We start from the raw sequence: 22,597 nt of genomic DNA on the forward strand, positions 1-22,597 counted from the left end.
GTCACTTTCTACCCAGTGGTAAATTCGAGTTCCGATTGTTCATCAATGGCGCGCAGGGTCTCGTACAGTCCTGCAGCCACGCCTCTGCCGCCTACGATCTCGTCCGCCAGTTCGTCCAGAACGCCGGCAAATGCTTCATCGGTCGCGAGACCAAAAACATTCATGCGTTCGCTTTTTCTGCGTTCGATCTCGCTGTTTGCTGTTCCCGAGGGAAATACGGTGGCAAGCATCCGCAGGGCCCGGGCAAAGTGGATCCGTTTGTAAAGGCGCGAACGGAGCGCCGTGTCTCCAGGCGTCGTCGAAAAAGACCAGAGTTCGATTGGCCCCAGGACGTTCACCAGAAGCTGTTCATACTTTGCTTCTCCGGCCGACATGTCCACGAAGAACGGCGCACCATTCTTTCCCGGACCCGGCAGTGCGTTGCGGATCACATAGGCGCTGGCATCGGACAGCTTGAAGCGTCGGATAAGGCTGTCTGCCGTCTCCTGATCACCGCATTTGAGGACCCATCGGGCGGTTGATATCTTGTAAAGGTCCTCGCTGAAGTCGGTATGGTTCTGTGAAATGAAGGCGAGTTGGACGTTGTGCTTGCGCCCCTCGCGGCCGTCGCGGACAGCCTGCTTGTCTACCTGGGGCGCTGGTTCGGTACGGTGCCACTCGTCGAAGTCGATACGTTTCGTCGTTTCATACATCTCCGTGAAACGGGCGAGATGATAGTCCCGCATGGATGGGGGCATATGCGGGTCGTCGGCATAATCGGGATGGAGAAAGAAATTCCGGGCCAGGATATGGCGGCCAAGCATATACATGAGCGCTGTCTGGCGGTTGGCTGCGGGAGAGCCGGAAGGTGCCACCTCGGCAAGATCGAGAACGATCACGCGCGCGTCGCCCATATCCAGCCTTGTGGGGGACGCCAGCATGGGAAAATTCTTGATCACGTTCATGATGTAGCGATCAAACGTGTCGATCAGGCTTTCACCAGTTTCCAGGGTGATCTTCGAATAGCGTTTTTCGATTTCCGGGCTGCGGGCCGCAATCAGCAGATCCTGCAGGACCGGTACTGCATGGCGCTGGGCAAAACCTGCCAGGCGGTATTCCCTGAGATTGACAAAGGCATCGACGACATCCCGCCACCATGTCGGATCGTCCTCTCCCGCATGGTGGGGCAGGCTGATGCCCAGCGATGTTATTGCGGCATCGACGTCGGGCTCGATCCCCGGAGTGTAGATTTTGGGCGTGCCCCCCTGCACCCCGGTACAGAGGCGGTAGGCTTCATCAATCACGTCCTCTACCAGATGGTCCATGCCCTCCCACGGCCTGCCATCCAGCGGCGTTGCAAGGAGCGAGATGAAATTCTGCAGGAAGACGCGCTCGAGTGGCAGGGGATATTCCAGCCCGACCTGGGTATCGAAGACATTGACCTCGAAGCCCGGGATTGCCTGCATCTTGACGTAAACCGCCTCGTGCTGGCGTTCGGGGCCAAGCGCGTTGCGTAGCATCTCGATCAGTCCGCGCGAGGACGGTCCGATGTCGAGCTTGCCGATATAGGGGAGCTTCGTGCCGTGGCTGCTGATCGCGGCGCTGCTGAGGATCAAGCCCAGCAGAATGGTATTGGCCAGAACGGATTTTCCGCCGCCAGGCGGGGCTACGATAATGTCTACGACGGATGGGCGTAGCCCGCCCCCGGTCGGATCGTAAGGCCAGATTGAACCATCGGGCTTGCGGAAGAGGATGGATCCTTTCTGCCACGGTGACGCACTGCGTGCCCACGGCATCATGGAGAACGCGTCACCGACAAGGGCGAGCGATGAGGTCGCAGTCGAACCGAGCGCCAGGGCAGGGACAGAACCCATGGCCGCCTCCAGCGGATCGCCGGAGATCCGCGTTGTCTTGCTGTTGCCCCACGCATCAATCGCCTGTGAGAGGTCCGACGCCTGCCGTCGCAGCTTCGCCTCTGCTCCGACCGGAGCCCAGGTTGTGGCGGTCATGCGCATCCGCACGGAATTATGGTTGTTTTTCTGGCGCTCGAGCTTGAGTGCGGCTAACGCCCGTCGAATGTCGCTATTTCCAGGGAACATCGCCAGAAACCCGGCTCCGGCTTCCTTGAAGCCGAAGGCGGCGCGGCCACCGCCCTCCAGGATCATGGCGCTACGCCATGGCAGTCTCTTGCGGCCGAGCACGCTGGACAGTTCGGAGAACGGGCGCGGATCCTCTGGGCCAATCGTCATGTCGACCGGGGCGTATGTATAATCCCCCACGGTCACGAGCTGCCCGCCTTTCGTTTCGGCGTCGGCATTGAAGATCTGGTCCCGGATCGCTGGCCAGAGCAGGCCCTGCGGATGTGGCTGCGGGTCATCCAGATCGTCGGGAAGCTGTGGCATGACCCGGTCACCCAGCAGGGTCGGTTTCCAGGCGGAGCCAGCCGTTTCACGATAGGTTGCCTCGCGCGCAATCTGCAATGCCTGATGTGGACCGAGGAATTCGCAGGAAATGTCGAACCCCTGCAAGGCGGCCTGGACGCGCGAAATGAACGATTCATGGCGGGCGGCCATGATATCGGAGCGCAGGGCAAAACGTTGGGTATTGCCCACGCGGGGAAACTGGGAGGCAAGGGTCCTGCGCTCCTCTGCCACCTGTTTGCGGTCCTCACGTGTCAGCACGCTGGGCCGGGTCCACAGGACGTAACAGGTGGCCTCCCAGCGCATGACGTTTGGCCAGCGCCGGCGCCTCTCTTCAATGACGTCCGAAAGGTCCGCTCCGATCTGTCGGGCTATGGACCGGCAGCCATTGAGGCTCAGGCGGTCAATCTCGATACCCGAGCGCTCGGGATCGGAAATATACCATCCCACAATGGCATGGCCACGTTCTTCAAGGAGACCCTGCAATTCTATACGCTGCTGCTCGGCGAGCGCTTCCACTTCCTGCCGCGTGCACATGCGACGCAGGCCATTGATGCGCAGTACGGAGACATATTCACCGCGTTTGGTGATGAGATGGTCCCCGTGCGTACTTTCCACATCGCAGAATGAGGCAAGGGGCTGGCGCAGCCCGAGGCTGATGCCGGCCAGCAGACTGGAAAGAATACCGCCCATTGATATGATCCTGTCATGTCATGACCGGTTGGGGATCGGCATCAAGCCATTCCCTGACAAGCGCCGGGTAGATGTCGGTGGGTCCGTTATGGAGACGGCCCAGGGGGAGGAGCCGGATGCCGTCCATCAGGGCGGTCGCGCTTTCATTGATCTGCGGGTCCGCCCGGTTCGCCATCAGCAGGGCAGTCGCCAGCAGTCGGGGAGAGGTTGTCTCCAGCCGCCGCCGGGCTTCGGCCGTCCGCGCGTGCAGAGCGCGGAGCACAGCGAGAGCGCTTTTGCATTGCGCAGGCATCATCGCGGTATCCGACCCTGACGCGATCGCGTCCATTGCACGATGCCAGACGGCATCCTGTCCGTTTGGCCCGTTGCCGAGCGTCTGCATGAGGGTCTGATGCGCGCAGCGGGTCAGGGTCATGATGCGGGTCTGTGGCAGTTTCGGCCACCATATCAGGACGGCTTCGCGTTCAATGGCCGGACGGGTCGGATCCTGCAGGATGTTGCATAAGGCGCAGACAGGCCCGGGTCCGTCACCGCGCCATGGAAACCTGCGACCAGGCGTTATCAGGCCGCAGCAGGCGCATGTGAAAAGGCCCGGCTCACCCATTTCCCCGGCGCCTGGCGCTGACGGATCCCATGGGCGCGGCAGCAGCCGGAAAGACTGTGTGAGACGGGCCATTGCGATCGGGTTCCTAGCCGCCGCTCGTGAACTGATAGGCCTGAGCCTGCGTACCAACGGTTGCCGAGCCACCGGACGCGGTGTTGGCAGCCTTGTTGATCCACTGCGGACCCGTTGCGAAAAGACCGCACAGCACGATGCCGGCGATTGCCATACCGACCTTTCCGGGCGAACGGTTCTGTTCGTTGCGGCTCTGCCAGGCCGCCCATACGCCGCCGATGAAGCAGATGAAGGCAGCGACATACATGCATGCAGCAGCGACAAAGCCGCCCGCTGTCAGCCCCTCCTGGGCGGTGGCCTGCATCTGGGCCCCGATACCGTTTGCGCTGCCGGTTGCGGATTGGGCCAGCGCGTGGCTGGCAATGAGGATCGGGACGGCCAATGTGCCAAGTGCCATGACGGCACGCTGTCTGTATCCGGCCCGTTGTGTCACCAGACGCGTCAGTCGCGCCGCGCTGGTGATGCCTGTGCGAGAGAGGTTCATGGTCGAGGGCTCCGTTGAAAGAGGGATCATGTCCCCCGAATCATTGTTCTGTCGGCAACATGCGACTTCGAACGCTTTCTTTGCGGACAGGACCTAGCCGGACGTTGTCCAGTGGCTCAGGATCCAGGTTGCTTCCTTGACGGGATTGAGGAGGATCACGCCGAAAACGAACTGGATGAGGCAACTGAGTTTTGAGCGGTTTGTTTTTCCGGTCGCCGACGCGTTCCACGCAACGACTGCCATGAACGCCGCCCAGGCGCCGAACATTTCGAAGAACAGGGCGAAATCACTGACGATTGACAGGATGGCATCCTCTGGGCCAGTCCCGGAAATGACGCTTCCCGTCGCGGCATCCGTATAGCCGGTGACAGAAGCTCCCAGCGAAACCTGCGTATCGAGACCGGCAGAGGTGGTGGACTTGGTGAGTATCCTGTCAAAGGTGGCAAAGACGCCAGAGAGGACAATCCCGATCCAGGGCACCCAGGGGCGCCCGACGAACGGGTTCTGGGGCTGGCGCTGCTGCCATAATCCCCATGCCCCGGTCAGGAAGGCAATCCACGCTGCAATATAGCAGGCCATTGGCAGCAGCCAGGCCATGGCGAGAGCGAGATCGTTGACGAGGTTGACCAGACCTTGCACGTCGATGTGTCCTTGCCTTACTGGATGATGCCGCGTTCAGCCTGGATCACCCACATCGTGCCGCGTTGGGAGATGGCGCGCACACGACCATATCCGCGGAGATCGGTGCCGATTTCGATTTCGGACTGCGGCGGTTGCCCGACCGGCGCAGCGTCGTCCTGCACCATGGCAAGCTGGGGAGATGCGGCAAGTATCCGGTAGTGGGGCGTCCATGTCGGGGGCGGAGCAGGAGGCGTCGGGCGCATTTTCGCTGTCCGGGACGCTGGAGATTGCGGCGGCGTTGGTGCTGGCTGCGGCTCGGCCGCCGCTGCTTCCAGGGCTGCCCGTGCCTTGTCGGCTGCGGCACGTGTGGCGGCCGGTCCATCTGACGGGGGCGCTTCGGCGTCGGCCACGGCTCGTTTCGCTTCGAGGAGCGACATCCGGCGGTTGAGATCCGAAGCCTTTGCCGTATCTGCGATACGCAGTCGGTCAAGATCCTGCCGGAGTGCTGCGATCTCGCTACGGGTCCGCTGCACCAGTGCTGCTTCTTCCGTCACAAGCTTCAGCACCTGCAACTGGTCATCCGATGTCATGGGAGCCGCTTGCAGGCGGGTCGCTTTCTGGACCGCATCGTCCGTCGGAACAGCGTTTTCGATGCCGATATCGTGTCTCTGCGCAGGCGTGTTCTCGGTCGGCATAGTTGCCGGTGTTGGGACGGCGGGATGGGGCGGCTTTTTCATAGCAAGGAGTGCCTTGAGATCCTCATCTGTAGCCGAGACCTGAGGTGCCGGGGGTGATGGCAATGATGTAGGTGAGTGCCCCGGCGCTGGAGACGCTTTGGGGCCTGATGGTAGCGGGGCGGAAATCATTCCGACTTCCTGGCCCAGGGGAGACGCCTGCCTCTTTGCTATGCCCATCACGAGGAAGAGGGAGAGCAGACTGCTGACGGCAGTACCCGCGATGATGACCTGCCTGCGGCGCGGAAGCGCCCTGAAAAGGGCCATTGCATGTGGAACGGGTCGGTTCCTGTCAGGTGCTGCTGTCACAGGTTGCGGGTGAGGGGAGGGAGGCTCGGCAATTATGTCCGCCTCGGGCGAAGGGTCAGGCTCGGGCGTCGTGGCCAGCTTGCGAAACGGAACAGGTTCAGTGCCGCGATCCGCGCTGAACGGATCCCGGGACGTCGTTGCGGTTGCGGTCATGGTGAATGCTGCCTTCTGGTAGAGAGTGCAGAATTCGCCAATATCATGCGACCGGTGCTCGAAAACTTACTTCTTCATGACGACGTCCGACATGAAGATCACGCCAACACTGACCTGAGCGGCAAGATTTACGCGCGGCTGGGTCGGCATCTGCTGCATGAGCGCGCTGTTGACCTGCGAGGCCGCTGCACCGGCCGCCACGCCCAGTTGTTGCGGAAAATTCAGTGACTGGACGTAGTTGACGTTGCCGAGGGCTCCGATCGAACCGGTCGTGTTCGACGTCATCTCGATCGCCTGCCCGAGCCCCTGGACAAAGGCGGCTGCGGCGGGAAGAACAAAGCGCTCAACGTATAGCTGGTCAACGCTTGAGGCCACCGCAGCTTCCATGGTGTCCGGCGCAACCACCATACCTTCGACCTGGATCGGGGTCGGATCATTCTTATGGAAGACCTGATCAACACGGACAACCAGCCTGTTCAGATGTCCCCCGGCCCTTCTGACGGATGCTTTCATCCTGTCGCCAGCGAGTGGACCTGAATCAGCTTCCAGGATGATTTCTCCCCCGAGATCGCTGTTGGTTGCTGAAACCGTATGGGCGTAAATCCCCCGCCCGGCAGGAACAAGGACGCGGGAGAGGGCCGTCTGGGAATTTGCTGTCGCCGCCGAAGTTATTGAAGGGGAGACCACCGGTTTTTTTGTCTGCTCCCTTCCGGTTTCCGTCTTTTCATACAGGACATTTGTGACCGGAAAGCGTCCATCAAGACGGCCCGCGAGATCCATGATCGCATGTCTGTATGCGGTGATGGCGTCCTTCTGGAGCTGCGGGTCACGTGGCAAGGCGGCGCGGAAGGCTGCATCCGTTTGCACGGGTACGACGGGAACGCTTGGCACGACCTCAGGCGCATGCGGGGCTGGCGCCGCAGTGGCCTTGGCCATCGCCGGGTTGACGTCCGCCCCGACCTCCTGAGCGACCGGGGGCGGGGGAAGCTTGTCGTCGGGATGGGTGGGCGTGCCCGGTGCAATATCGGGTGAATACGATTGTCCCGCAGTCTGTGCCCGACCAGCCTCGTCGCGGATCTGATCTTCGCGGAGTTCCTGCTGACGCGGATTGGAATTCAGGCCGCCGGGCAGGGGGTTGGCGGCAGGCGGCCTGCCGGGGTCCGAGCGTGGAAGCTCCTTACGGTGGATGGTGGAGATGAGTAGCGTGACGCCAAGAACGGTGCCGATACTCCCAAGGATTGCGAGCAGACGCCGGTTTCCGCCCCGCGACGCATCACTGAACAGCTGGTTGAATCTGGGTTTCATCACTGTGCGTCCCTGATATGGGCCGAGACCGTCCGTCCCGCGTCGGAGAGAAGGACAACGGGAGACTCATGGAAGGCATAGAGCGTGTATCCCCCTTCACCGTGCTCCATGCTGTCCGATGAAGGCGTCATGAGGTGAAGGCGCGTGCGAAGATAGACCTCGTTTCCAATCCGCCATGCGCGCACGTCATCGGGTGAAATACCCTCGACGGCCAGCGGAATGGCTGACGCTGGTGGGATGCCGCTTAGCATGGCGTTCATGTAGGGCTCGCCTGTCGCAGGCACTCCGGGGCGGCTGTCGACCGGCTCCCGGGCATTGGGTCCTCCCTCGGACATGCGAACGGTCAGGTTGTCATCGTAGGATCCACGCCCCGCGATCAGCAGGAAGGAGACCGGCTTTGGCGCGTTCTGAAGCGTTACGAGCAGTCCACCTCTGGGCTGGAGCGACATCGGTTCGATATTGATGGTATTGGAACCCTTGAAGGGGACGCAGGTATAGAAACCTGTTGTCTCAACCGCAGGATTCCCGGCTGATGCGCCGCTTTTGCCGGAAGCACAGTTCGTGCTGCCGTCCGGGTTGGCGGAATTGCCAGATGTATTCCATGCGATCGGCCAGGGCTGTCCCGTGCTGTCCACGAAGGACAATGCGGTCGGATAGCCTTTTGTCGTAAAGATCAGGCTTGTCTGCTGACCAGGCGCAAAGGAGACACGGATCGCCGGGCGCGCATTAGGGGTCGCGAATTCCGTGCCGACCTGCTCCGTGGCACGACGCACGTCTTTCAGGCGTTCCCCCAGCCGAAGGATTTCTTCGGGCGTGAAAGGAATGGCCTCATGCTCGGCCTCACCTTCGGCTGCCGTATCGGGATCGTCTGCAGGTGTCGTTGCCGCAGGTCCGGGCTGTGATGGCTGCTGTGCGAGTGCCGCAAGTGGCAGGATGGACAGGGTCAGCGGAAAGAGAGAAAGAATTCGCACGGCTGTCACTCCCTCCCCGACGAGACGACAAGCTGTTCGATGGCCAGCCCATCAGGGTGATCCAGGTCCTCCACGCGATCAATCGTCACGGTTGCCATCAGCATTTGCGTATTCTGCTGGTTGACGTTTTCGCAGGTCTGGATGAAAGGAAACTGTATTACGTAGCGCGAGTGTCCCTGCACGACTGTCTCGGCGCGTACGGTCGCGGCCCGTGTCGGCTGCGCATAACAGAGCAGTTTTGCATCTCTGAGTTTCGCCAGATTCCCCTGCGTAATGAAAGACTTTGCAAAGGTGTTCCATCCGTTGAGCGTGTAGTGAGCGCCCGCGGTGTTCATCTGGGTTGGAAAATCACGATAGTTGATGTTGTAGGGTGCGATCGCCCATTTGACGGCCCAGCCGAGAAGCTGGTCCTGGCCAAGTACCGGACTGGTGAGCGCCACGGCCGGTCGGGGAGCATTCTGGCCGTCAACGTAGAAATAGAGGGGTGTGGGCGGGTGTGCACGGATATAGGCGTCGTGCGCCGCGAAAACGATGACCACGCCCGCCAGTGCGATGTTGAGCAGCAGTGATCTGTCTACAACAATCCCCTGAAAGTCGGGGTCGGTAAGCCGCCTGGTTACTGCGGAATTAAACAGCCGCATGGCGCGCCTCCCTTACGGGGGCATGAAAAAAGGTGATCATCACTCTACTCTCATTTCCCGACGGTGATGAGAGCAGGCTGGAAGTCTATCTTGCGACCAGCACGTTTTTTCTTTGATGGTTCCCGCTACTACTCAGGCGGCTATGCCATGCGTGGCGGCAATGCTGCGGCGGTATCGTCTGCTGACCCGGTCACCACCCTTGCGGGTGGTCCAGAAAAAGCATCCGCTCTTGCAGAGGCATTCCCGCCGGATGTAGTGGTGTTCGCCGATATAATATTCGGCCCTCGCGTGAATGAACCAGGGCATTTTGGCGCCGCGTCGTGGCGGAAGCTGCTCCCAGCAGCTTTGGGATTTCAGCGCGCTTTCCGAAATAAGAAAGTCCCGTGCAATTTCACGCGGGTTCTGAAATGCAAAATGGCGGTAGGCGATTTCAATGTTGGCGGCCTCGTGCCACCGCACCTTGTCTCCGCCCTTATGTCCTGTGAGGGTCAGCCTGCTGAGGCTGTTCCTGACAAGCCATGTCCGTCCCCGTCGGGCTTCGGGTGGAAGCAGCGAAGCCTGTTCCCATGTGAGGACAACTGCGGGATCTGCGGGAATGGCGCTCCGCTTTTCGGCAAGTATGGTCTCCGCCTGTATTTTTGAGAGTCTGATGCGCGGTGGCAGGCCAAGCTGCTTTCTTTTTGCACGCACGCTCCCGGCCGAGCGGCCAAGCATCTCGGCTATGTCGGCGGTTTTATCACCGCAGAGCCAGCGTTGGCCGAGAATGAGTAGCTCGGTCCTTGTCCATGCTCCCCTGCGTGCAGGCGCTTCATAAAAAACATTCCGGGGTCGGTCGGCCCATTGCGCGACTGACTCCTTCACCTCCTGCACTGTCAGGGTGAGCATTGTCGCCACAAGGACCTCGTCGCGCAGCCTGGCATAGAGGGCGCGTGTCATTTCTGGCGTGGGATAGGTCTGAAGCCATGTAAACAGACCGTGTTTTATGACCTGGCCGAACGATGCTGACTTCATGGCGGTATGCCCTCGTCATCGCGTTTTCGGGATAGGCTGCGTGTTTTGGGAATAATATCTCTTAATCGTTATATAACCGTCAAGAAATAAATAGCGCAGAACGCGCTAATATGATTCCAGACGCGGTTTCCGGTCCGCGTTGGTGATCCGCCGGGCCACATCACCTGGAATGGACAGCCCAAGGCATATGGCCTGCCATAAGAAAGGAGACCTCTTTCCTGACAGTCTCCATACCTTCATCACCCGGTCAGTGGCTTGCGATATCGTCGAGGTGACCAATAATGGACTCGAGATCAGCGAGGGCTTCGAGTTGTGATTGCGCGGACATTGCCCACGCGGTCATGTCCAGGGAACGCAAAAGGTCTGCGTCGTCATGTATTCCCGGGATCAGGTAATAAACGGAGACGGCCAGTCCTTCGGCGATGCGATAAACCGTTTCAAGGCTCGGATTTCTGAGCCCTGCTTCGATCAGGCTCAGGCTGGTCAGGGAAACATGTGATTTATGGGCGATCTGGCTCGCTGTTGCCCCCTGAAGCGTCCTGAATATCTGAATCCTGCGGCCAAATATCTCAAGGAGGTCCTGCCGTTCCCCCGAGGTGAAGGCGACACTGTGTGAATAATGATCGATCGGCAATCTGGCCGGTATTTCCGGCAGGTTAAACGTCTTTGAAATATTTCCAATAATGTCGCGTAATTTCTGGATTGCCAGATTGTAGTCCGAACACTGCCTCATGGTCTTTTTCAGCTGCGTGGCGGATGCCACGAGATCCAGATGGGCAAACCATGTACCTTCCGGTGCGCCTTGCGGAAGAATATCGCGCGGATCTATCTTAAATACCCGTAGCAGCGCCGATAATGTTTCCAGGGAGACCGGACGACCTGCTTCGATGCTCCGTATGACCGATACATTCAACCGTGCCAGTTTGGCGAGGTGTACCTGCGTCCAGTCAAGCGCAGTTCGCCTGTCATAAATGATTTTCCCGATGTCTCTATATAATTGGCCGGATGCAAATAAAGCCTCGGCTTGCATCTTGCCATTGTCATGGGACATTTTCGTTTACTCTCACGGCGGGCGTTTTCCTCAGCAAAAGAAACTTCCAACATCCAGAAGATATCGACTGGTCACGTCCTGACAGGGGATCACGCGTGACGGAACGTCATGATAGTCGAGTTGGAGCCCGCAAAAAAGGTGTCTGAGGTCGCAAAGGCCGCTGCTCTGGTCAGGAGAGCTTGATGGAGACACTCATATGCCTGTTATGCCTGCCGTGGTTATGGCGCTGGCCTCTGGTCCCATATCTGTCACACCTGCCGCGTTTCATCTTGTCCAGACAACTTCTCCGGACACTCCGTCCCAGCCGGCGTTGATGGGGACAACCGGCGGGGAAGCCTTACCATCACCGGGAGACGCTGGGCAGGAAGGTCCGGGCGCATTGGCTGATACTGGTGTGGATCCTCGAACATCCGGGAATGTTCCAGCCCGTCGGTATTTCCATATCGCCAGCGGTTATGGAAAGCAGGTCCCACTTGGTTTCGCCGTGCGTCAGATCGTTCCGCATGGGGTGCGTGTGGTGTTCGCGGCGGACGTGGACACCAGCGTTCCTGTTGACTGGCAGGGCGGCCGGGAATGGAACAAGGTTCTGGCGACCACGGTAGCCCAGGCGGGTGACGTCATTGATGTTGGTCATAATAAAGTCGCGGTCCGACGTCGAATTCGCTGACTGGTCGCATGATGGCCCGACACCTTCGTCGTAATCTCCCGAGGAAGGTTCCATGAACAAGCCCTCATCCGTCCTGAAATCCGGACATCCTTCCCCGATGCCCAATGTCGCCCTTGCGCTGGATGCGCTCGGCGAGATCTGGCGCATCAGGGGCGGAGAGGACGTCATCGCGATGTTGGACAATGATATGACAGCGAGGTCGGCCTGGCACGCCATCCTCTCTGGTGTCGCGCCGCATGAATGGCCTGATCTGGTCAGCTCCCTTGACGCGCTGATCCCCTATCTGCGCGGCCGCAGGGACCTGTTGTCGGCGGACAGCCCTTTTGGACGGGGCGTGATTTCGGAAAGCAGGCGCCAGGCGCTTCATCGCCTTCTTGCTCCGGAAAGGATTGCCCTGCTGGAGGCTGTGACGCGTCCGGCCACACGTCAGGAGGCCGCATGATCGATCTGCGCTTCCGTGTCCTGTTGTCAGTGGCTGCCGCTCTTGTATCGATACAGGGGCATGCGCAGACCACGTCATCAGGCGCCTCTGGCGCCACGACATCGACGGGAAGCGTCGGCTGCGCCGCCCTGACCCAGGCGGCGGCAACAGCCGTAAACGAACGCGTCCAGGCCAACGACGCCTATGAAAAGCAGCCGGATAGCGTCAACGGCCTGTCCTGCCTGAGCAATTTTTTCAACGGCACCGGATTGAATCTCATCACGAACGGCCTTGACCCCGCGGCCCTGCTGCAGGCCGTCGAGGGCCAGATAGGTGGCCAGGTCTGTCAGGCAGCACAGGCCGCATGGGGGAACGCCATGGGGTCGACCCAATGTGGACTCAGTCTGTCAGGCGTTAACCTGGGGCTTGGTTTTGGCTCGAGTAGCGGACTCATGTGCCCGAGCCTGAGTTTCGGTGGTGGTGGTCCGCCAATTGCGACCGCCATTGCGGGGACGTCGAGCGGTACGACTGACCTGTATATCAACGGATCTCCCCAGCTTCCGACCGGATACAGCCTGAGCAATCTCGTGGACGGAGTGTTCTGATGCGCAGGCTGCAGATGGTTGCCATTGGTGCCGCTTCGTGCGTCTGCGTGCTGGCAGTCACGCCGCGTCCGGCATATGCGCTTTTCAGTGACGCCGCGGTCGTTGCAGCGATCAAGCTTCTTCAGGCGTTCACGGGCAGCGCCCTCGATACGATGACGAAAAACCTGACAACCAGCATCGATTCAAACCTCAGTAGCCTTACAAACCCCAATTCCGTGGCGTCTCTCCTGACGAAGGGCTTCACGCAGGTTGCCAATTACGCAAAAGCCCAGGTTGGTGCCCAGTCGCAACTCATGGATGCCCAGGACGCGGCGATGGCCGGTTTTCTACGGCGCCAGCAGGAAACCGGAATCCGGGACGAGCATATGATGAACCCGGAATTCTGCGCGGGCCTTGACGCCCAGCAGTCCACCGTGGCCGCGTCCAAAGCGGCGCGCTCTGCGGTGTACGCCATTGCGACCGTGAGCGATCCCCGCGGTGAGGCAGGCCAGGGCACGCCCTCCTATTACGGCAAGTCGCAGGGCACGGATGCGAACATGTCCCTGCACCTCAAGCGCTACTGTTCATCCGACGACGTGGCGCAGGGGCTCTGCTCTTCCGTGTCCCGGCTGCCGAACGCCGACCAGCGTGCCGCCAGTCTGTTCGGCGCCGATACCCTGTCCGCGGATGGCGCAGTGGATGCAGCCAATGATTATGCGACCACGCTCATCCAGCCGGTAGCGCCGGCGGCCCTGCGTGGCGAGCAGCTGTCCAGCCTTCGGGGACGTGAAGCCGCAACCCGGCGCCGGTCATACAACAGTCGTATGTCTCTTGCGCGCTGGGTCACGGGCTACGTCACATCTCTTGGCGTGCCGTCCGTCACGCTGACGCGTGACCAGAAGGCCGAAATGACGGCTGAGGGGCTCACACCGCTCGACAAGGCGTCGTGGCTGCAGGCCATGGCGCTGGAAGTCAATCGCAGGGTTTCCAGCGTAAGCTGGAACGCCTCGCTCCAGGCAATGCCTCCCGCGTCCGTCATGCGCGAGGTCGCCACCGAAATGGCGCAGGCCAATTACCTGGCACTCCAGAACTACCGCCTCAGTCTCTATCTGGCGACCATGGGGGCTACCCGGGTCGCACAGGAAGAAGAGGTCGCCTTCAAGGACGGCCTCACCCCGATGCCGTCTCCCACGATCAACCCATAAGAGGTCCGTCATGTCTGAGGCCCAGCAGAAAACCGGCGATATCGAGGATGTGCTGAAAACCCTCGATCGCGTGCAGTCCGAATACAGAAAGCAGGCGCCCGGGCAGGCCGCCGCATATGACCGGCTGCGGCAGGAATCCCGTGAGCCTGACGTCCAGAATGATCCCGGGTTCCGTACGCGCGTCGCATACGCCGTGCAGGATGTAGAGCGCCTTTTGGGACCGACGCTGAACGATGACCATCCGCTTCATGCGGAGATGACGGAGCGCGCTGCGCATTACCCGGGTCTGAACGAACCTGTGGTCGCTGCGATGATGCGTGAAACGCATCGCCTTCAGCAGCCGGAAGTAAACGCGATCCGGACACTTGCTAGCGAACTGGTTGAAGGACATCAGGATCCGGACCACCCGGATATCGCGCACACAATCGATAGCCTGAGGGCGACCATCTTTCCCGAACCAGGGCGCCAGCCAGCGCCAGGTCATGACCATGCTGCCGGGTCTGCGCACGATGAGAAAGGTCAGGCGGACAAAACCCGTGGAATGGCGTCGCCGGGGGAGGGCGCTCCGCCAGGACCGGAGCAGTCGGCCAGCAGCCAACCCGGACAGACCCATACGATGGATCCTCAGAAGGATTTTCAAGAGAAACAGACAGGTTCGGCAAAAGATGCGCCGGAAAGCCGATCGACGATGGATGGCAACGGCACAAAGGAAAAGGCGGCAGCGAACACACGGGAAACGAACGCGGCGGCCAAGGATCAGGAGGACGTCAAGGTTATTCGCGGTGGGGGCTTTGCCCGCCTTGCGGAAGCGATTGCCTCGCGCATTGATAGCCAGCCTGCGAACCCGGCATCATCGTGGATGGAAAAGGCCGTCGATTTCAGTACCCGGCTGCACACCGCGCGTGACGAAAAGAGCCTGGAGGCGACCGAACGTCTGGGAAAGCAGGCGGTGGAGGCCCTGCGTGACCTCAGGGAGCGGCCAGCTTCCTCCATCATGGCGGCGATTTCAGATGCAGGAAAGGGTGATCCTGACGGTGTTGCCGGTGTGTTGTCGGAGATGAAGGCTGGCGGCCGATATGCCGATCTGCATAGCCAGTTTGTGACGGAGAAACAGAATAACCAGGCGTTTGCGGCGCAACTGGAGAATGTCACTAGCAGGCTCGAAGCCTACGGAAAAGGAAGGGAAACCGCCGAGGCAACAGGCCAGCGCATGGGAATGTCTGGCAGCGTGACGCAGCGCTTCACCCAGATCGATGCCGAGATTGGCAGGACCGCGGCCGAAGTGCCCGGAAAAAAAGAAGGGGCCAGTGCGCTGGAAGATGTGAGCGAGAAGGTCCGCGAGATGATGCACAAGGCTGTGACTGCGGTCACGGATTTCATGACGCGGATGAATCCTGGTCCCGCCGCCAGTCCTGCGCCGTGACTGTGCTGCTGGAGGACAAACCATGACGCCCTTTCGTCGCCCTGTATTCGCCATCCTGCCGCTCCTGTTTCTGTCGGCTCTTACCGTGTCCGCTGCAGCGCAGACGGTCGTCGCGACCGGTTCGGGAGATGCAGCGAACAGTACAGGCTATAACGTGACATGGGACCTGCTCGATCCTGGCAGTGACTGGGCGGCGCAGGTCATCAGATCCGTATTCCCGGTATTCGGGCAGGATACGAACGCACCCAGCATCGGCAACGAGGCGACGGTCATAGGAACCATGATCGGATGGTTTTCCGGGTTTGTCATGGCATTTGCCATGGCGGTCGTAAGTTACATTTACTTCATGAACATCCACCGGGGTGCAGAAACAGCGCAACTCCTGGGTAACAACCAGACCAGCATGTCGATTGTGCGGATCGGGATTGCGGCCATCCTGATGTGGCCGCTTCCGACAACCGGCTTCAATGCGGCGCAGGCCGTTGTCGTGCAGGGCTCGCTCTGGGGCATCGGCATGGCGAAAGTCGTCTACGACAAGGCGAAGCAGGCGATCGGACCAGACGGCAAGGTCATCGCACAGCCCCTCATCCCCGGCACAAAGGGGATTGTGACCGGTCTCGTAAAAAATGAGTTCTGCCGGGCCATTATTAATATTGCTGCGAACAACACGAACCTGATTGCGGCTCCCACCGGGCAGACTGTCCTGTCCGTGACCGGCGGGAAGATGGGAATCATCAACTATTCTTACAATATGGCAGCTGGCGCAGGAGACGGGACACCAGTTTGCGGGGCCGTAAGTCTGCAGGCGCCCAACACTGACGCGGTGAATCTGGCCGGTTTTCAGGTCGATCAGGCGGGTATGCAAAAACAGGTCCTTGATTCCGTGATCCTTGGCGACATTCGCAGCCAGGTTGCGCAGGTGGCCCAGAATTACTGGCAGACGAAAACGACAGCGTCGCTGGCCCCACTCATGACCATCATCGTCAATGCCACCAACGATTATGCGTCGCGTCTCACGACGCAGGCGGCACAACTGCGGTCTAAGCTTCAGGACACGGTCAATAATCAGACGCTCGCGCTTCACCAATGGGGGATTTCGACGAACGGAGATGCGGTCAACACCAGCAACCAGATGGATAATCTCGGGTGGACTGGCGCAGGAGCCTACTATCTCGAATTCGCGCGCCTCAATGGCCAGACCCTGTCTCTCATGACCGCAACGCCAACCATCACTACGCCATCCTATTCCGGTCTCGGAAACTATCTTGCCTCGGACATTGCGCCTCTTGTGCAGTCTGCGGACACCTTTATGGAAAACATCGACAGCATGGTTGCGACGCAGGATGGCGTGACCGCGCCAGGCGGGAATGCTGACCTGTACACAGGCGCGATACCGGGTGGAGACGGTGCAGGTGTGCTCGACCAGCTGTTCCGCGCCCTGCACCTGAACGATTACGCCCTGCAGATCGTGACCGGATTTATCGAGCCGTCCGGTACGAACGGCTACTGGACGGATCCGTTTGGCAATCTCATGTCACTTGGCAACTGGATGATCACGACCTCCCTTCTCACCATGGGCACTGCGTCGGTTCTTTCTTCTACGGCCGGCACCGTCGGTATTGGCGTGCTGTCGCTTCTGAGCGGAAATCCTGAAGGTGCCGTTGCGGCAGGGGCCGGGCACGCACTGATGCACTTTTTTGGCGCGCCGATTATCGGCGGCTGTTTCGCCATGCTTATGCCAGGCCTCACCATCGCCTATGTCATCCCGATGATCCCGTTTGTCATGTGGATGTTTGCCGTGGCTGGATGGTTCATCATGGTCTGTGAGTCCGTGATTGCAGCGCCTCTGTGGATGCTCGCGCATATGACCATGAACGGGGAGGGGCTGCACGGTCATGCAAAACAGGGTTATGCCCTTCTGTTCAATGTCATCTTCCGACCGGTACTGATGCTGTTCGGGCTTTTCCTTGGATATTTTATATTTGATTCAGTGTCGTGGCTGATCCACATGTGTTTCGGCATTGCGGCCGGACTGGTGCTGTCAAACGGCTGGATTGTGAGCAACTTCCTCGGCATGATTGTTCTGGTCAGCCTGTTTGTCATGATTCACGTCACCTTGGCGTTCATTTCGTTCAGGATGATCTCGATCCTGCCCCAGCGGGTTCCCGCCATGATCGGATTTGGTGACGTGGACCGGGTTGATATCGACCAGTTCAGCCGGGATGCCGCCGTTGTCGGTATGGCGGGCACGTTGCTCTCGATTCAGCAGTCTCTGGCAGGAAATAAAGCAGATAATCAGAATGGGCCGGGACAAGGCAACGGTGGCATATCTTCTGGTGCTCGGGCCCTGATAAGTGATACAACAATGAAAAAGAGCGTCTGACTTTAGGGTCAGGAGGAACTGAGATGTCGAACTATGGTGGCCTGAGCGGGGCTGCAGCGTTCATGTTGGGACGTGCATCGCACCAGTACGAACAGACGCTGGGAAACTCCATACAACGTGCGCTTAACGGCCGACGGTCTGCGCGACCGACAGAAGCCGATGAACTCGCTGACCTGCTTTCGCAGATGACAAGTTTACTGCGACAGAAGAACGCGGAATCTGACAGACTTGAGGAGCATCTGCTCAGATCCAGGGAATATGCTTCTGGTCTGGAGGCTCAGATCAAAGACCTGAAAGACACTCTCGCTCTTGCAGATGCAGCAACTGCGCGGCAGGCAGTTCAACTCAAGGCTGCTGGGGACCGAGAGAAACGCCTGGCGTGCGATCTTGCGGCAGCCCACGACAAATACCATCGACTTAGCAATGATCATACAATGCTGAAGACCAAAGCCAAGAACATGGAACGTCGCATTCGAGGCTATCTTTCCATGGAAGACGAATGGAGAAAGCGGCAGCCCTAGTCGCAAGATCCTTGGTCAGGATGGTCTCCTCTAAGCGGGAGACCATTCGTGAAACATTTCATTCTACCTCTTGTCTTCTCCCCCTGGCTTGCGGCATGCAGCGCTGGCAACGTGTCATCCGCTGCCCATGAGCATGGCCCAAAGGCTCCCCCAACCAGACATGCGCGGTATGATCCGCACGCGGCCTACGGATCGACACGTGTAATCTGGACACCCCCTACGTACGATCGCGCCGGTACGATCGTCCGGCCTGATGATCCACGGGCGATGTCGGGGCGCGAGGATTACGAACATGCCTCCTGGGCAACAGGCGCTCAGGGCGGCGACAAGAACGCGCCTCCCGGCACGTTCTGAGTGCTCCGCCGATCCTATCTATTCACCAGCGCAATGCAGATGGACTTGCGGTTACGGCCTGCGGGGAATGAGGCTGTCGGCGGTAGCGACAAATTGGCGGGCGGAACCCAGGCGGCGTTCGCGGATCTGCCAGTTGAGCCACGCGTTCTGAAACGCCACGAGTGCCAGAAATGTCCAGAAGGGCGCGAACTCCAGCGCAGCAAGGAGTTGGCTGCCCTTCCAGTGGGAAAGGAGCATTTCTCCGGTCCAGCCAAGAACCAGAACAACAGCGACCATACTGGCAGCAAGCGCCCGTCTGTATGTCTCATGCTGTCTCTGATCGAGTAAGGTCGCCACAACGCGGGGTTCGACGCCATATTTGGCAGCGATCGCGGCGATATCAATAGGGGTGCCGTCTGGCGCCCGCGGGTCCTGCATACCGGCTTTTGGCGTCAGTAATCCCTTCCCGAGGGCTTCAATCAGCGCGGCATTTCTCGTTACATCGGACCAGGCGACCAATGTACGTGGATCGCCAATCACCAGCCGGGCCACCTTGCGCGTTCTTGCAAAAAAACGCCGCGGGCCGGTCTGGTCCTGTCGTGTCTTCATTGCGAGACCGAGGTCAGAAACGTGGCGACATCCGTGGGAACGCCGTCGAGCCGGCCGATCCTGCCATTGCGGTGCATCCAGACGAAGGTTGGGGTCCCTGTGAGCCCTATCCGCCGTGCAATCTCGGTATTGCGGGCAAGCTTCTCCTCACTATCCGGTTCAGGTGCTGTCAATCCTGGGTTTAGGCGACCGTTGACCCACGCTTGTGCCATCTCGTTTGCCGGAAGCGACAGCATGGCTCTCGCATTGACGGTGCTGGCGCCATTATCCTCGTAATCAAGCAATGACAGCGGGACTATTTTCAGGCGAACTTTCCCTGCATCGATTGCGGGCTGAAGGATATGCATCGCCTTCATCGAGTAGATACATTGCGGGTCTATGAACATGATGACTTCCGGGGCTGAAGGTATCCCTATAAGGCCTCCCGAGAGACCCGGGAGCCCGGACTGTTCGTTAGCGTCGGCTGAAGCGCCAGAGATACTGATTTCCGGTAAGGCTCCCGGAATGCCCCTGATCTGGTCTTTTGTGATGTCCTGTCCAGTGGCGCCCCACATGCGGGCCGCGACTGCTGCCTTACCATCCGGGGTCGCATAGACGACCTGAAAACGGTTATCCGCCCGAACAAACATTCCCCTGATGCCATCGACCGGAGTGAGATCGTGGGCGCGCGATCCGGCCAGGGAACGTAGGATGTCGTAGGGCACAGGGATCAGCGTGCCGCTAAGCACGATCGCGTGGCTTTCCGGGGCGAAAAAGACGAGGAGTTCGTTCCGGGTATGGGCGATGCCTGTTTCGAAGCCATGGAGATCGGGTAGTTTTTCGATGTTGGCCCCTGCGATCCCAAGGTGGGCGACTGCATCGGTCCTACCTTTATCATCGTGTTCCAGGGTCGGCCCTATGGTGTCGCTCCTGGACTCAATCGGAGTGGACACAGAGCATTGCTGTCCTCGCGCTGGCGCGTGCATGAGCAGGAGAAATGGCAACACGTAGAAACAGCGCATGGCGGACTCCGGACAATACCTATGTCCTGTACGCCCTGATCATGCGACTGCGATTAAAAAATCATTCCTTGTCGTTCCCCCTTTCTCGAGACAGGGGATTTTCAAAAGCAGGGTCTCTCGGGGAGAGAATAAACGTCTCTCCTGTTTCGCTTCCTAACTCGTCGACCGACATCTCGCTTATCATTTTTACAAGAATATCAACGCGGAGTTGCAAATAATGGGAATTCGGGTGGTCGTTTTTCAACTGACGGCCTTTTTCGTGGCAAAGCACCAGAATGGGGTGCAGTGATTTTGCCTGCTCACGTCTGGCAGTCGATGTTTTCGCGGGAGAAGCGATATATTCAATATTGCATCTAAGCGCTAAAACCGCTTGAACCAGCGTCAAACATAGCTGTCCGGATGGTTCGTCATCGATAAGCTCGAAACGCGAGCGAAGTTCATCAAACTTCATGTCATCCCCACATGGCTCAAGATGAACACATTGAAGCAGCGAAATGCACCATTATCATGCTTCTTACGGAGTTCTGGAACGAGATAGCCTGATATACTTTGCTATTATTGACGATTTCCGTCGTGATTTAATCTGGTCACCTGGCTCCACGGAATCATGATCAGGATGCTCAATCTACACGATTCCGTCTTGTTGTAACGCATATCTCGTTATTGTTACCAAGTGTTTCTTTGGGGGCACCTATAGTCAGCATGCGCTTTACATGAGCGCATTCGTAGCCTTGCGGTTCAAGCCTGATTTAAAGCAGAGCCATAATCTGCGCATTGACAACGGCAAGCATGTGACGCTCGCTGTTACCACGATAATGAGCAAACTCGTTATCCATACTAACGCGCTATTGCACGATGACCGAATCTGGATCCCGAAAGCAAGCTTGATCACGATGGAGATGCCAGACTGACAATCGGATCGATATGGTGCTCTAAGTAATACTCGAATAATACAGAAAACGCGGAGTAATACCAACGGTTATAGGTACTGATTCGTGTGGGCCCATTTTCTGAGTCTGATGGATCGGATGGTTTCCGGCAGGGCCGTAAGACTGTTCCAGGCTGAGCAGGCAGCGTCGATGATGTGATCGACGCTGTCGAAGACGGTGTTGGACAGCCAGTTGGCGCGCAGGAACTGCCAGATATTTTCCACCGGGTTCAGGTCGGGGGCGCGAGACGGCAGGAAGATCAGGCTGACATCGCGGGGCAGCTTCAGCTTGTCGGTAGTATGCCATCCTGCGCGATCAAGCAGCACGATGGCGTGGGCGCCGCGCGCGACGCGGCTTGAGATTTCCTGGATATGCAATTGTATGCTGGCGGTACCGATGAACAGTAGCGCCAAGTCGGCAGCCTTGCCGCCCGCAGACCATCGGGTCCGTCAGTATTGAAGCGGTGAACCCAGTCACACAATGTCTGGCGGTCCATGCCGCCTACGCGGGCTGCATCGCGGTCCGGATGGACCCGTTACGGAACGCTGCCTGGGCCAGAAGCCAGCGCGCAGCGTTCGCATTCCGGCTGCGCGCCGCAAGTCGCCTCAGATCAGAGGCTGAATAGTCATCCCATAGCTTCACCGCCCTCGTCATCAGCCAGATCCTCCTGCATCAAGAGAATCAGAGCCGGCGCCGTTCGTCACTCCATACACGAGTCAGTGGCTACGTCCTTTGGTATAAGTCATAAAACTATCTGACGATAGGAGAATTTGTATATAGGTTATGCTGTACGACAAATTTCTAAAGTGACCCATATGGGGACTATACACGTTTTCTCCTCATAATGTTCTTGTGGAGTCATAAAACAAACAAGGATATACCAACGTAATTTCTAATGTTTCCTAAAATTCCATCTATATAACGCTTGGAAATGAAAATTATACGAGGATTAATGCTGAAAATATCTTATTTATAATGGTAATCATTTTCATAAGGAGATGTTTTCAAAAAATCTGTCCTTGTCTACTGAATATTCAGGTTCGCGTCAGGTTTCTCTGTTATCAGCATGCAGTCGTCACCGTGATGACATGGGTTTATATATGCTAGGGAGTAGACATACAGGCTATGCGAGGGATATTTCTGACCAACCTCTGTTTTGCTTGTATTGTTTTTTTGCTTGCCCAGCCTGTATGGGCGGAAAACAGACTGGCAAGCATATGCATGATCGTTGGGTACGGCATTCTCGTGAATATGGGTGGCCTTTATGGGGAACATCTTCATTCCGTATTGCGCAATGCAATGCTGCGGGGCGCGGCGTGCCTGTCTGATGTGGCTGAACTGCATGCGTTCAGTCTGGTTACCGATCCGGTGCCGCATCCACGTGTTTTTGCTACGAGGTTCATCGGATTGGGGAGGCTGTGGAGCAAGTCTGTCGAACGGATCGGCCATGGTGGCTCCGTCATTGCATGACGG

At 58.6% G+C, this 22,597-nt stretch carries 23 protein-coding genes and 1 pseudogene; 9 read left to right on the top strand and 15 right to left on the bottom strand.

Annotated elements, in window-relative coordinates:
* Window positions 1-8 precede the first annotated feature (8 nt).
* The 11 genes from AC1RQ9_RS13895 to AC1RQ9_RS13945 form a co-directional block, all read right to left on the bottom strand.
* Window positions 9-3,092, bottom strand: a complete 3,084-nt coding sequence (locus AC1RQ9_RS13895; RefSeq protein WP_217420053.1) for an ATP-binding protein — start codon at window positions 3,090-3,092, stop codon at window positions 9-11.
* Between the two features lie 13 nt (window positions 3,093-3,105).
* Window positions 3,106-3,768 carry a hypothetical protein gene (locus AC1RQ9_RS13900; protein WP_217420054.1) on the bottom strand — a complete coding sequence of 221 codons (663 nt, stop codon included), beginning with the start codon at window positions 3,766-3,768 and terminating at the stop codon, window positions 3,106-3,108.
* Window positions 3,769-3,781: 13 nt separating this feature from the next.
* A complete protein-coding gene (locus AC1RQ9_RS13905; RefSeq protein ID WP_010515534.1) occupies window positions 3,782-4,252 on the bottom strand; it encodes a hypothetical protein in 471 nt (156 codons plus the stop codon).
* Between the two features lie 93 nt (window positions 4,253-4,345).
* Window positions 4,346-4,891 (bottom strand): hypothetical protein, encoded by a 546-nt coding sequence (locus AC1RQ9_RS13910; RefSeq protein ID WP_010515535.1) that lies wholly within the window; start codon window positions 4,889-4,891, stop codon window positions 4,346-4,348.
* Between the two features lie 17 nt (window positions 4,892-4,908).
* Window positions 4,909-5,610: a hypothetical protein gene (locus AC1RQ9_RS13915; RefSeq protein ID WP_254511742.1), complete on the bottom strand. Its 702-nt coding sequence runs from the start codon at window positions 5,608-5,610 to the stop codon at window positions 4,909-4,911.
* A gap of 525 nt (window positions 5,611-6,135) precedes the next feature.
* Complete coding sequence (locus tag AC1RQ9_RS13920; RefSeq protein ID WP_217420055.1) at window positions 6,136-7,374, bottom strand: DotG/IcmE/VirB10 family type IV secretion system protein; 1,239 nt, start codon at window positions 7,372-7,374, stop codon at window positions 6,136-6,138.
* Window positions 7,374-8,354 (bottom strand): DotH/IcmK family type IV secretion protein, encoded by a 981-nt coding sequence (locus tag AC1RQ9_RS13925; protein ID WP_217420056.1) that lies wholly within the window; start codon window positions 8,352-8,354, stop codon window positions 7,374-7,376. Before AC1RQ9_RS13925 ends, AC1RQ9_RS13920 begins: the two co-directional genes overlap by 1 nt.
* Window positions 8,351-8,986 (bottom strand): DotI/IcmL/TraM family protein, encoded by a 636-nt coding sequence (locus tag AC1RQ9_RS13930; protein WP_010515538.1) that lies wholly within the window; start codon window positions 8,984-8,986, stop codon window positions 8,351-8,353. Before AC1RQ9_RS13930 ends, AC1RQ9_RS13925 begins: the two co-directional genes overlap by 4 nt.
* A gap of 132 nt (window positions 8,987-9,118) precedes the next feature.
* Window positions 9,119-9,997, bottom strand: coding sequence for a hypothetical protein (locus AC1RQ9_RS13935; protein ID WP_217420057.1), 879 nt, complete (start codon window positions 9,995-9,997; stop codon window positions 9,119-9,121).
* A gap of 247 nt (window positions 9,998-10,244) precedes the next feature.
* Window positions 10,245-11,048 (bottom strand): helix-turn-helix domain-containing protein, encoded by an 804-nt coding sequence (locus AC1RQ9_RS13940; RefSeq protein WP_053323850.1) that lies wholly within the window; start codon window positions 11,046-11,048, stop codon window positions 10,245-10,247.
* 343 nt (window positions 11,049-11,391) lie between these two features.
* Entirely contained in the window at window positions 11,392-11,769 is a 378-nt protein-coding gene (locus AC1RQ9_RS13945) for a hypothetical protein (protein WP_029329627.1), read from the bottom strand.
* Here AC1RQ9_RS13945 and AC1RQ9_RS13950 point away from each other — a divergent pair.
* Genes AC1RQ9_RS13950 through AC1RQ9_RS13980 form a run of 7 tightly spaced genes read left to right on the top strand, consistent with a single transcriptional unit; the run spans window position 11,768 to window position 18,606 of the window.
* Window positions 11,768-12,157 (top strand): hypothetical protein, encoded by a 390-nt coding sequence (locus AC1RQ9_RS13950; RefSeq protein WP_235450579.1) that lies wholly within the window; start codon window positions 11,768-11,770, stop codon window positions 12,155-12,157. The genes AC1RQ9_RS13945 and AC1RQ9_RS13950 overlap by 2 nt on opposite strands.
* Window positions 12,154-12,741, top strand: coding sequence for a hypothetical protein (locus AC1RQ9_RS13955; protein ID WP_019086208.1), 588 nt, complete (start codon window positions 12,154-12,156; stop codon window positions 12,739-12,741). The genes AC1RQ9_RS13950 and AC1RQ9_RS13955 overlap by 4 nt, the downstream gene beginning before the upstream one ends.
* Window positions 12,741-13,925, top strand: a complete 1,185-nt coding sequence (locus tag AC1RQ9_RS13960; RefSeq protein WP_053323846.1) for a hypothetical protein — start codon at window positions 12,741-12,743, stop codon at window positions 13,923-13,925. Before AC1RQ9_RS13955 ends, AC1RQ9_RS13960 begins: the two co-directional genes overlap by 1 nt.
* 10 nt (window positions 13,926-13,935) lie before the next feature.
* Window positions 13,936-15,348, top strand: coding sequence for a hypothetical protein (locus tag AC1RQ9_RS13965; protein WP_217420058.1), 1,413 nt, complete (start codon window positions 13,936-13,938; stop codon window positions 15,346-15,348).
* Between the two features lie 22 nt (window positions 15,349-15,370).
* The gene (locus AC1RQ9_RS13970) at window positions 15,371-17,731 is read left to right on the top strand and encodes a DotA/TraY family protein (RefSeq protein ID WP_217420059.1); all 2,361 of its coding nucleotides are present in this window, start codon (window positions 15,371-15,373) and stop codon (window positions 17,729-17,731) included.
* A gap of 23 nt (window positions 17,732-17,754) precedes the next feature.
* A complete protein-coding gene (locus tag AC1RQ9_RS13975) occupies window positions 17,755-18,252 on the top strand; it encodes a hypothetical protein (RefSeq protein WP_217420060.1) in 498 nt (165 codons plus the stop codon).
* Window positions 18,253-18,300: 48 nt separating this feature from the next.
* The gene (locus AC1RQ9_RS13980; RefSeq protein WP_084758343.1) at window positions 18,301-18,606 is read left to right on the top strand and encodes a hypothetical protein; all 306 of its coding nucleotides are present in this window, start codon (window positions 18,301-18,303) and stop codon (window positions 18,604-18,606) included.
* A 51-nt stretch (window positions 18,607-18,657) separates the two neighbouring features.
* Here the strand turns inward: AC1RQ9_RS13980 and AC1RQ9_RS13985 are convergent, their stop codons facing one another.
* From AC1RQ9_RS13985 to AC1RQ9_RS13995, 3 genes are all read right to left on the bottom strand, one after another.
* Window positions 18,658-19,194: a hypothetical protein gene (locus AC1RQ9_RS13985; RefSeq protein ID WP_217420061.1), complete on the bottom strand. Its 537-nt coding sequence runs from the start codon at window positions 19,192-19,194 to the stop codon at window positions 18,658-18,660.
* Window positions 19,191-20,195, bottom strand: coding sequence for a thioredoxin domain-containing protein (locus tag AC1RQ9_RS13990; RefSeq protein ID WP_217420062.1), 1,005 nt, complete (start codon window positions 20,193-20,195; stop codon window positions 19,191-19,193). The genes AC1RQ9_RS13985 and AC1RQ9_RS13990 overlap by 4 nt, the downstream gene beginning before the upstream one ends.
* A gap of 61 nt (window positions 20,196-20,256) precedes the next feature.
* Window positions 20,257-20,646 carry a hypothetical protein gene (locus AC1RQ9_RS13995; RefSeq protein WP_217420063.1) on the bottom strand — a complete coding sequence of 130 codons (390 nt, stop codon included), beginning with the start codon at window positions 20,644-20,646 and terminating at the stop codon, window positions 20,257-20,259.
* A gap of 262 nt (window positions 20,647-20,908) precedes the next feature.
* On the opposite strand from AC1RQ9_RS13995, the gene AC1RQ9_RS14000 reads away from it, so the two are divergent.
* Entirely contained in the window at window positions 20,909-21,106 is a 198-nt protein-coding gene (locus tag AC1RQ9_RS14000) for a hypothetical protein (RefSeq protein ID WP_110507789.1), read from the top strand.
* 68 nt (window positions 21,107-21,174) lie between these two features.
* On the opposite strand, the pseudogene AC1RQ9_RS14005 reads toward AC1RQ9_RS14000, so the two are convergent.
* Window positions 21,175-21,778, bottom strand: a pseudogene (locus AC1RQ9_RS14005) (helix-turn-helix domain-containing protein).
* A gap of 471 nt (window positions 21,779-22,249) precedes the next feature.
* Between AC1RQ9_RS14005 and AC1RQ9_RS14010 the strand changes: the two are divergent.
* On the top strand, window positions 22,250-22,594 hold the full coding sequence (locus AC1RQ9_RS14010) for a hypothetical protein (RefSeq protein ID WP_254511744.1): 345 nt from the start codon (window positions 22,250-22,252) through the stop codon (window positions 22,592-22,594).
* Window positions 22,595-22,597: the final 3 nt, after the last annotated feature.

Source organism: Komagataeibacter ossonobensis, from assembly GCF_057359305.1.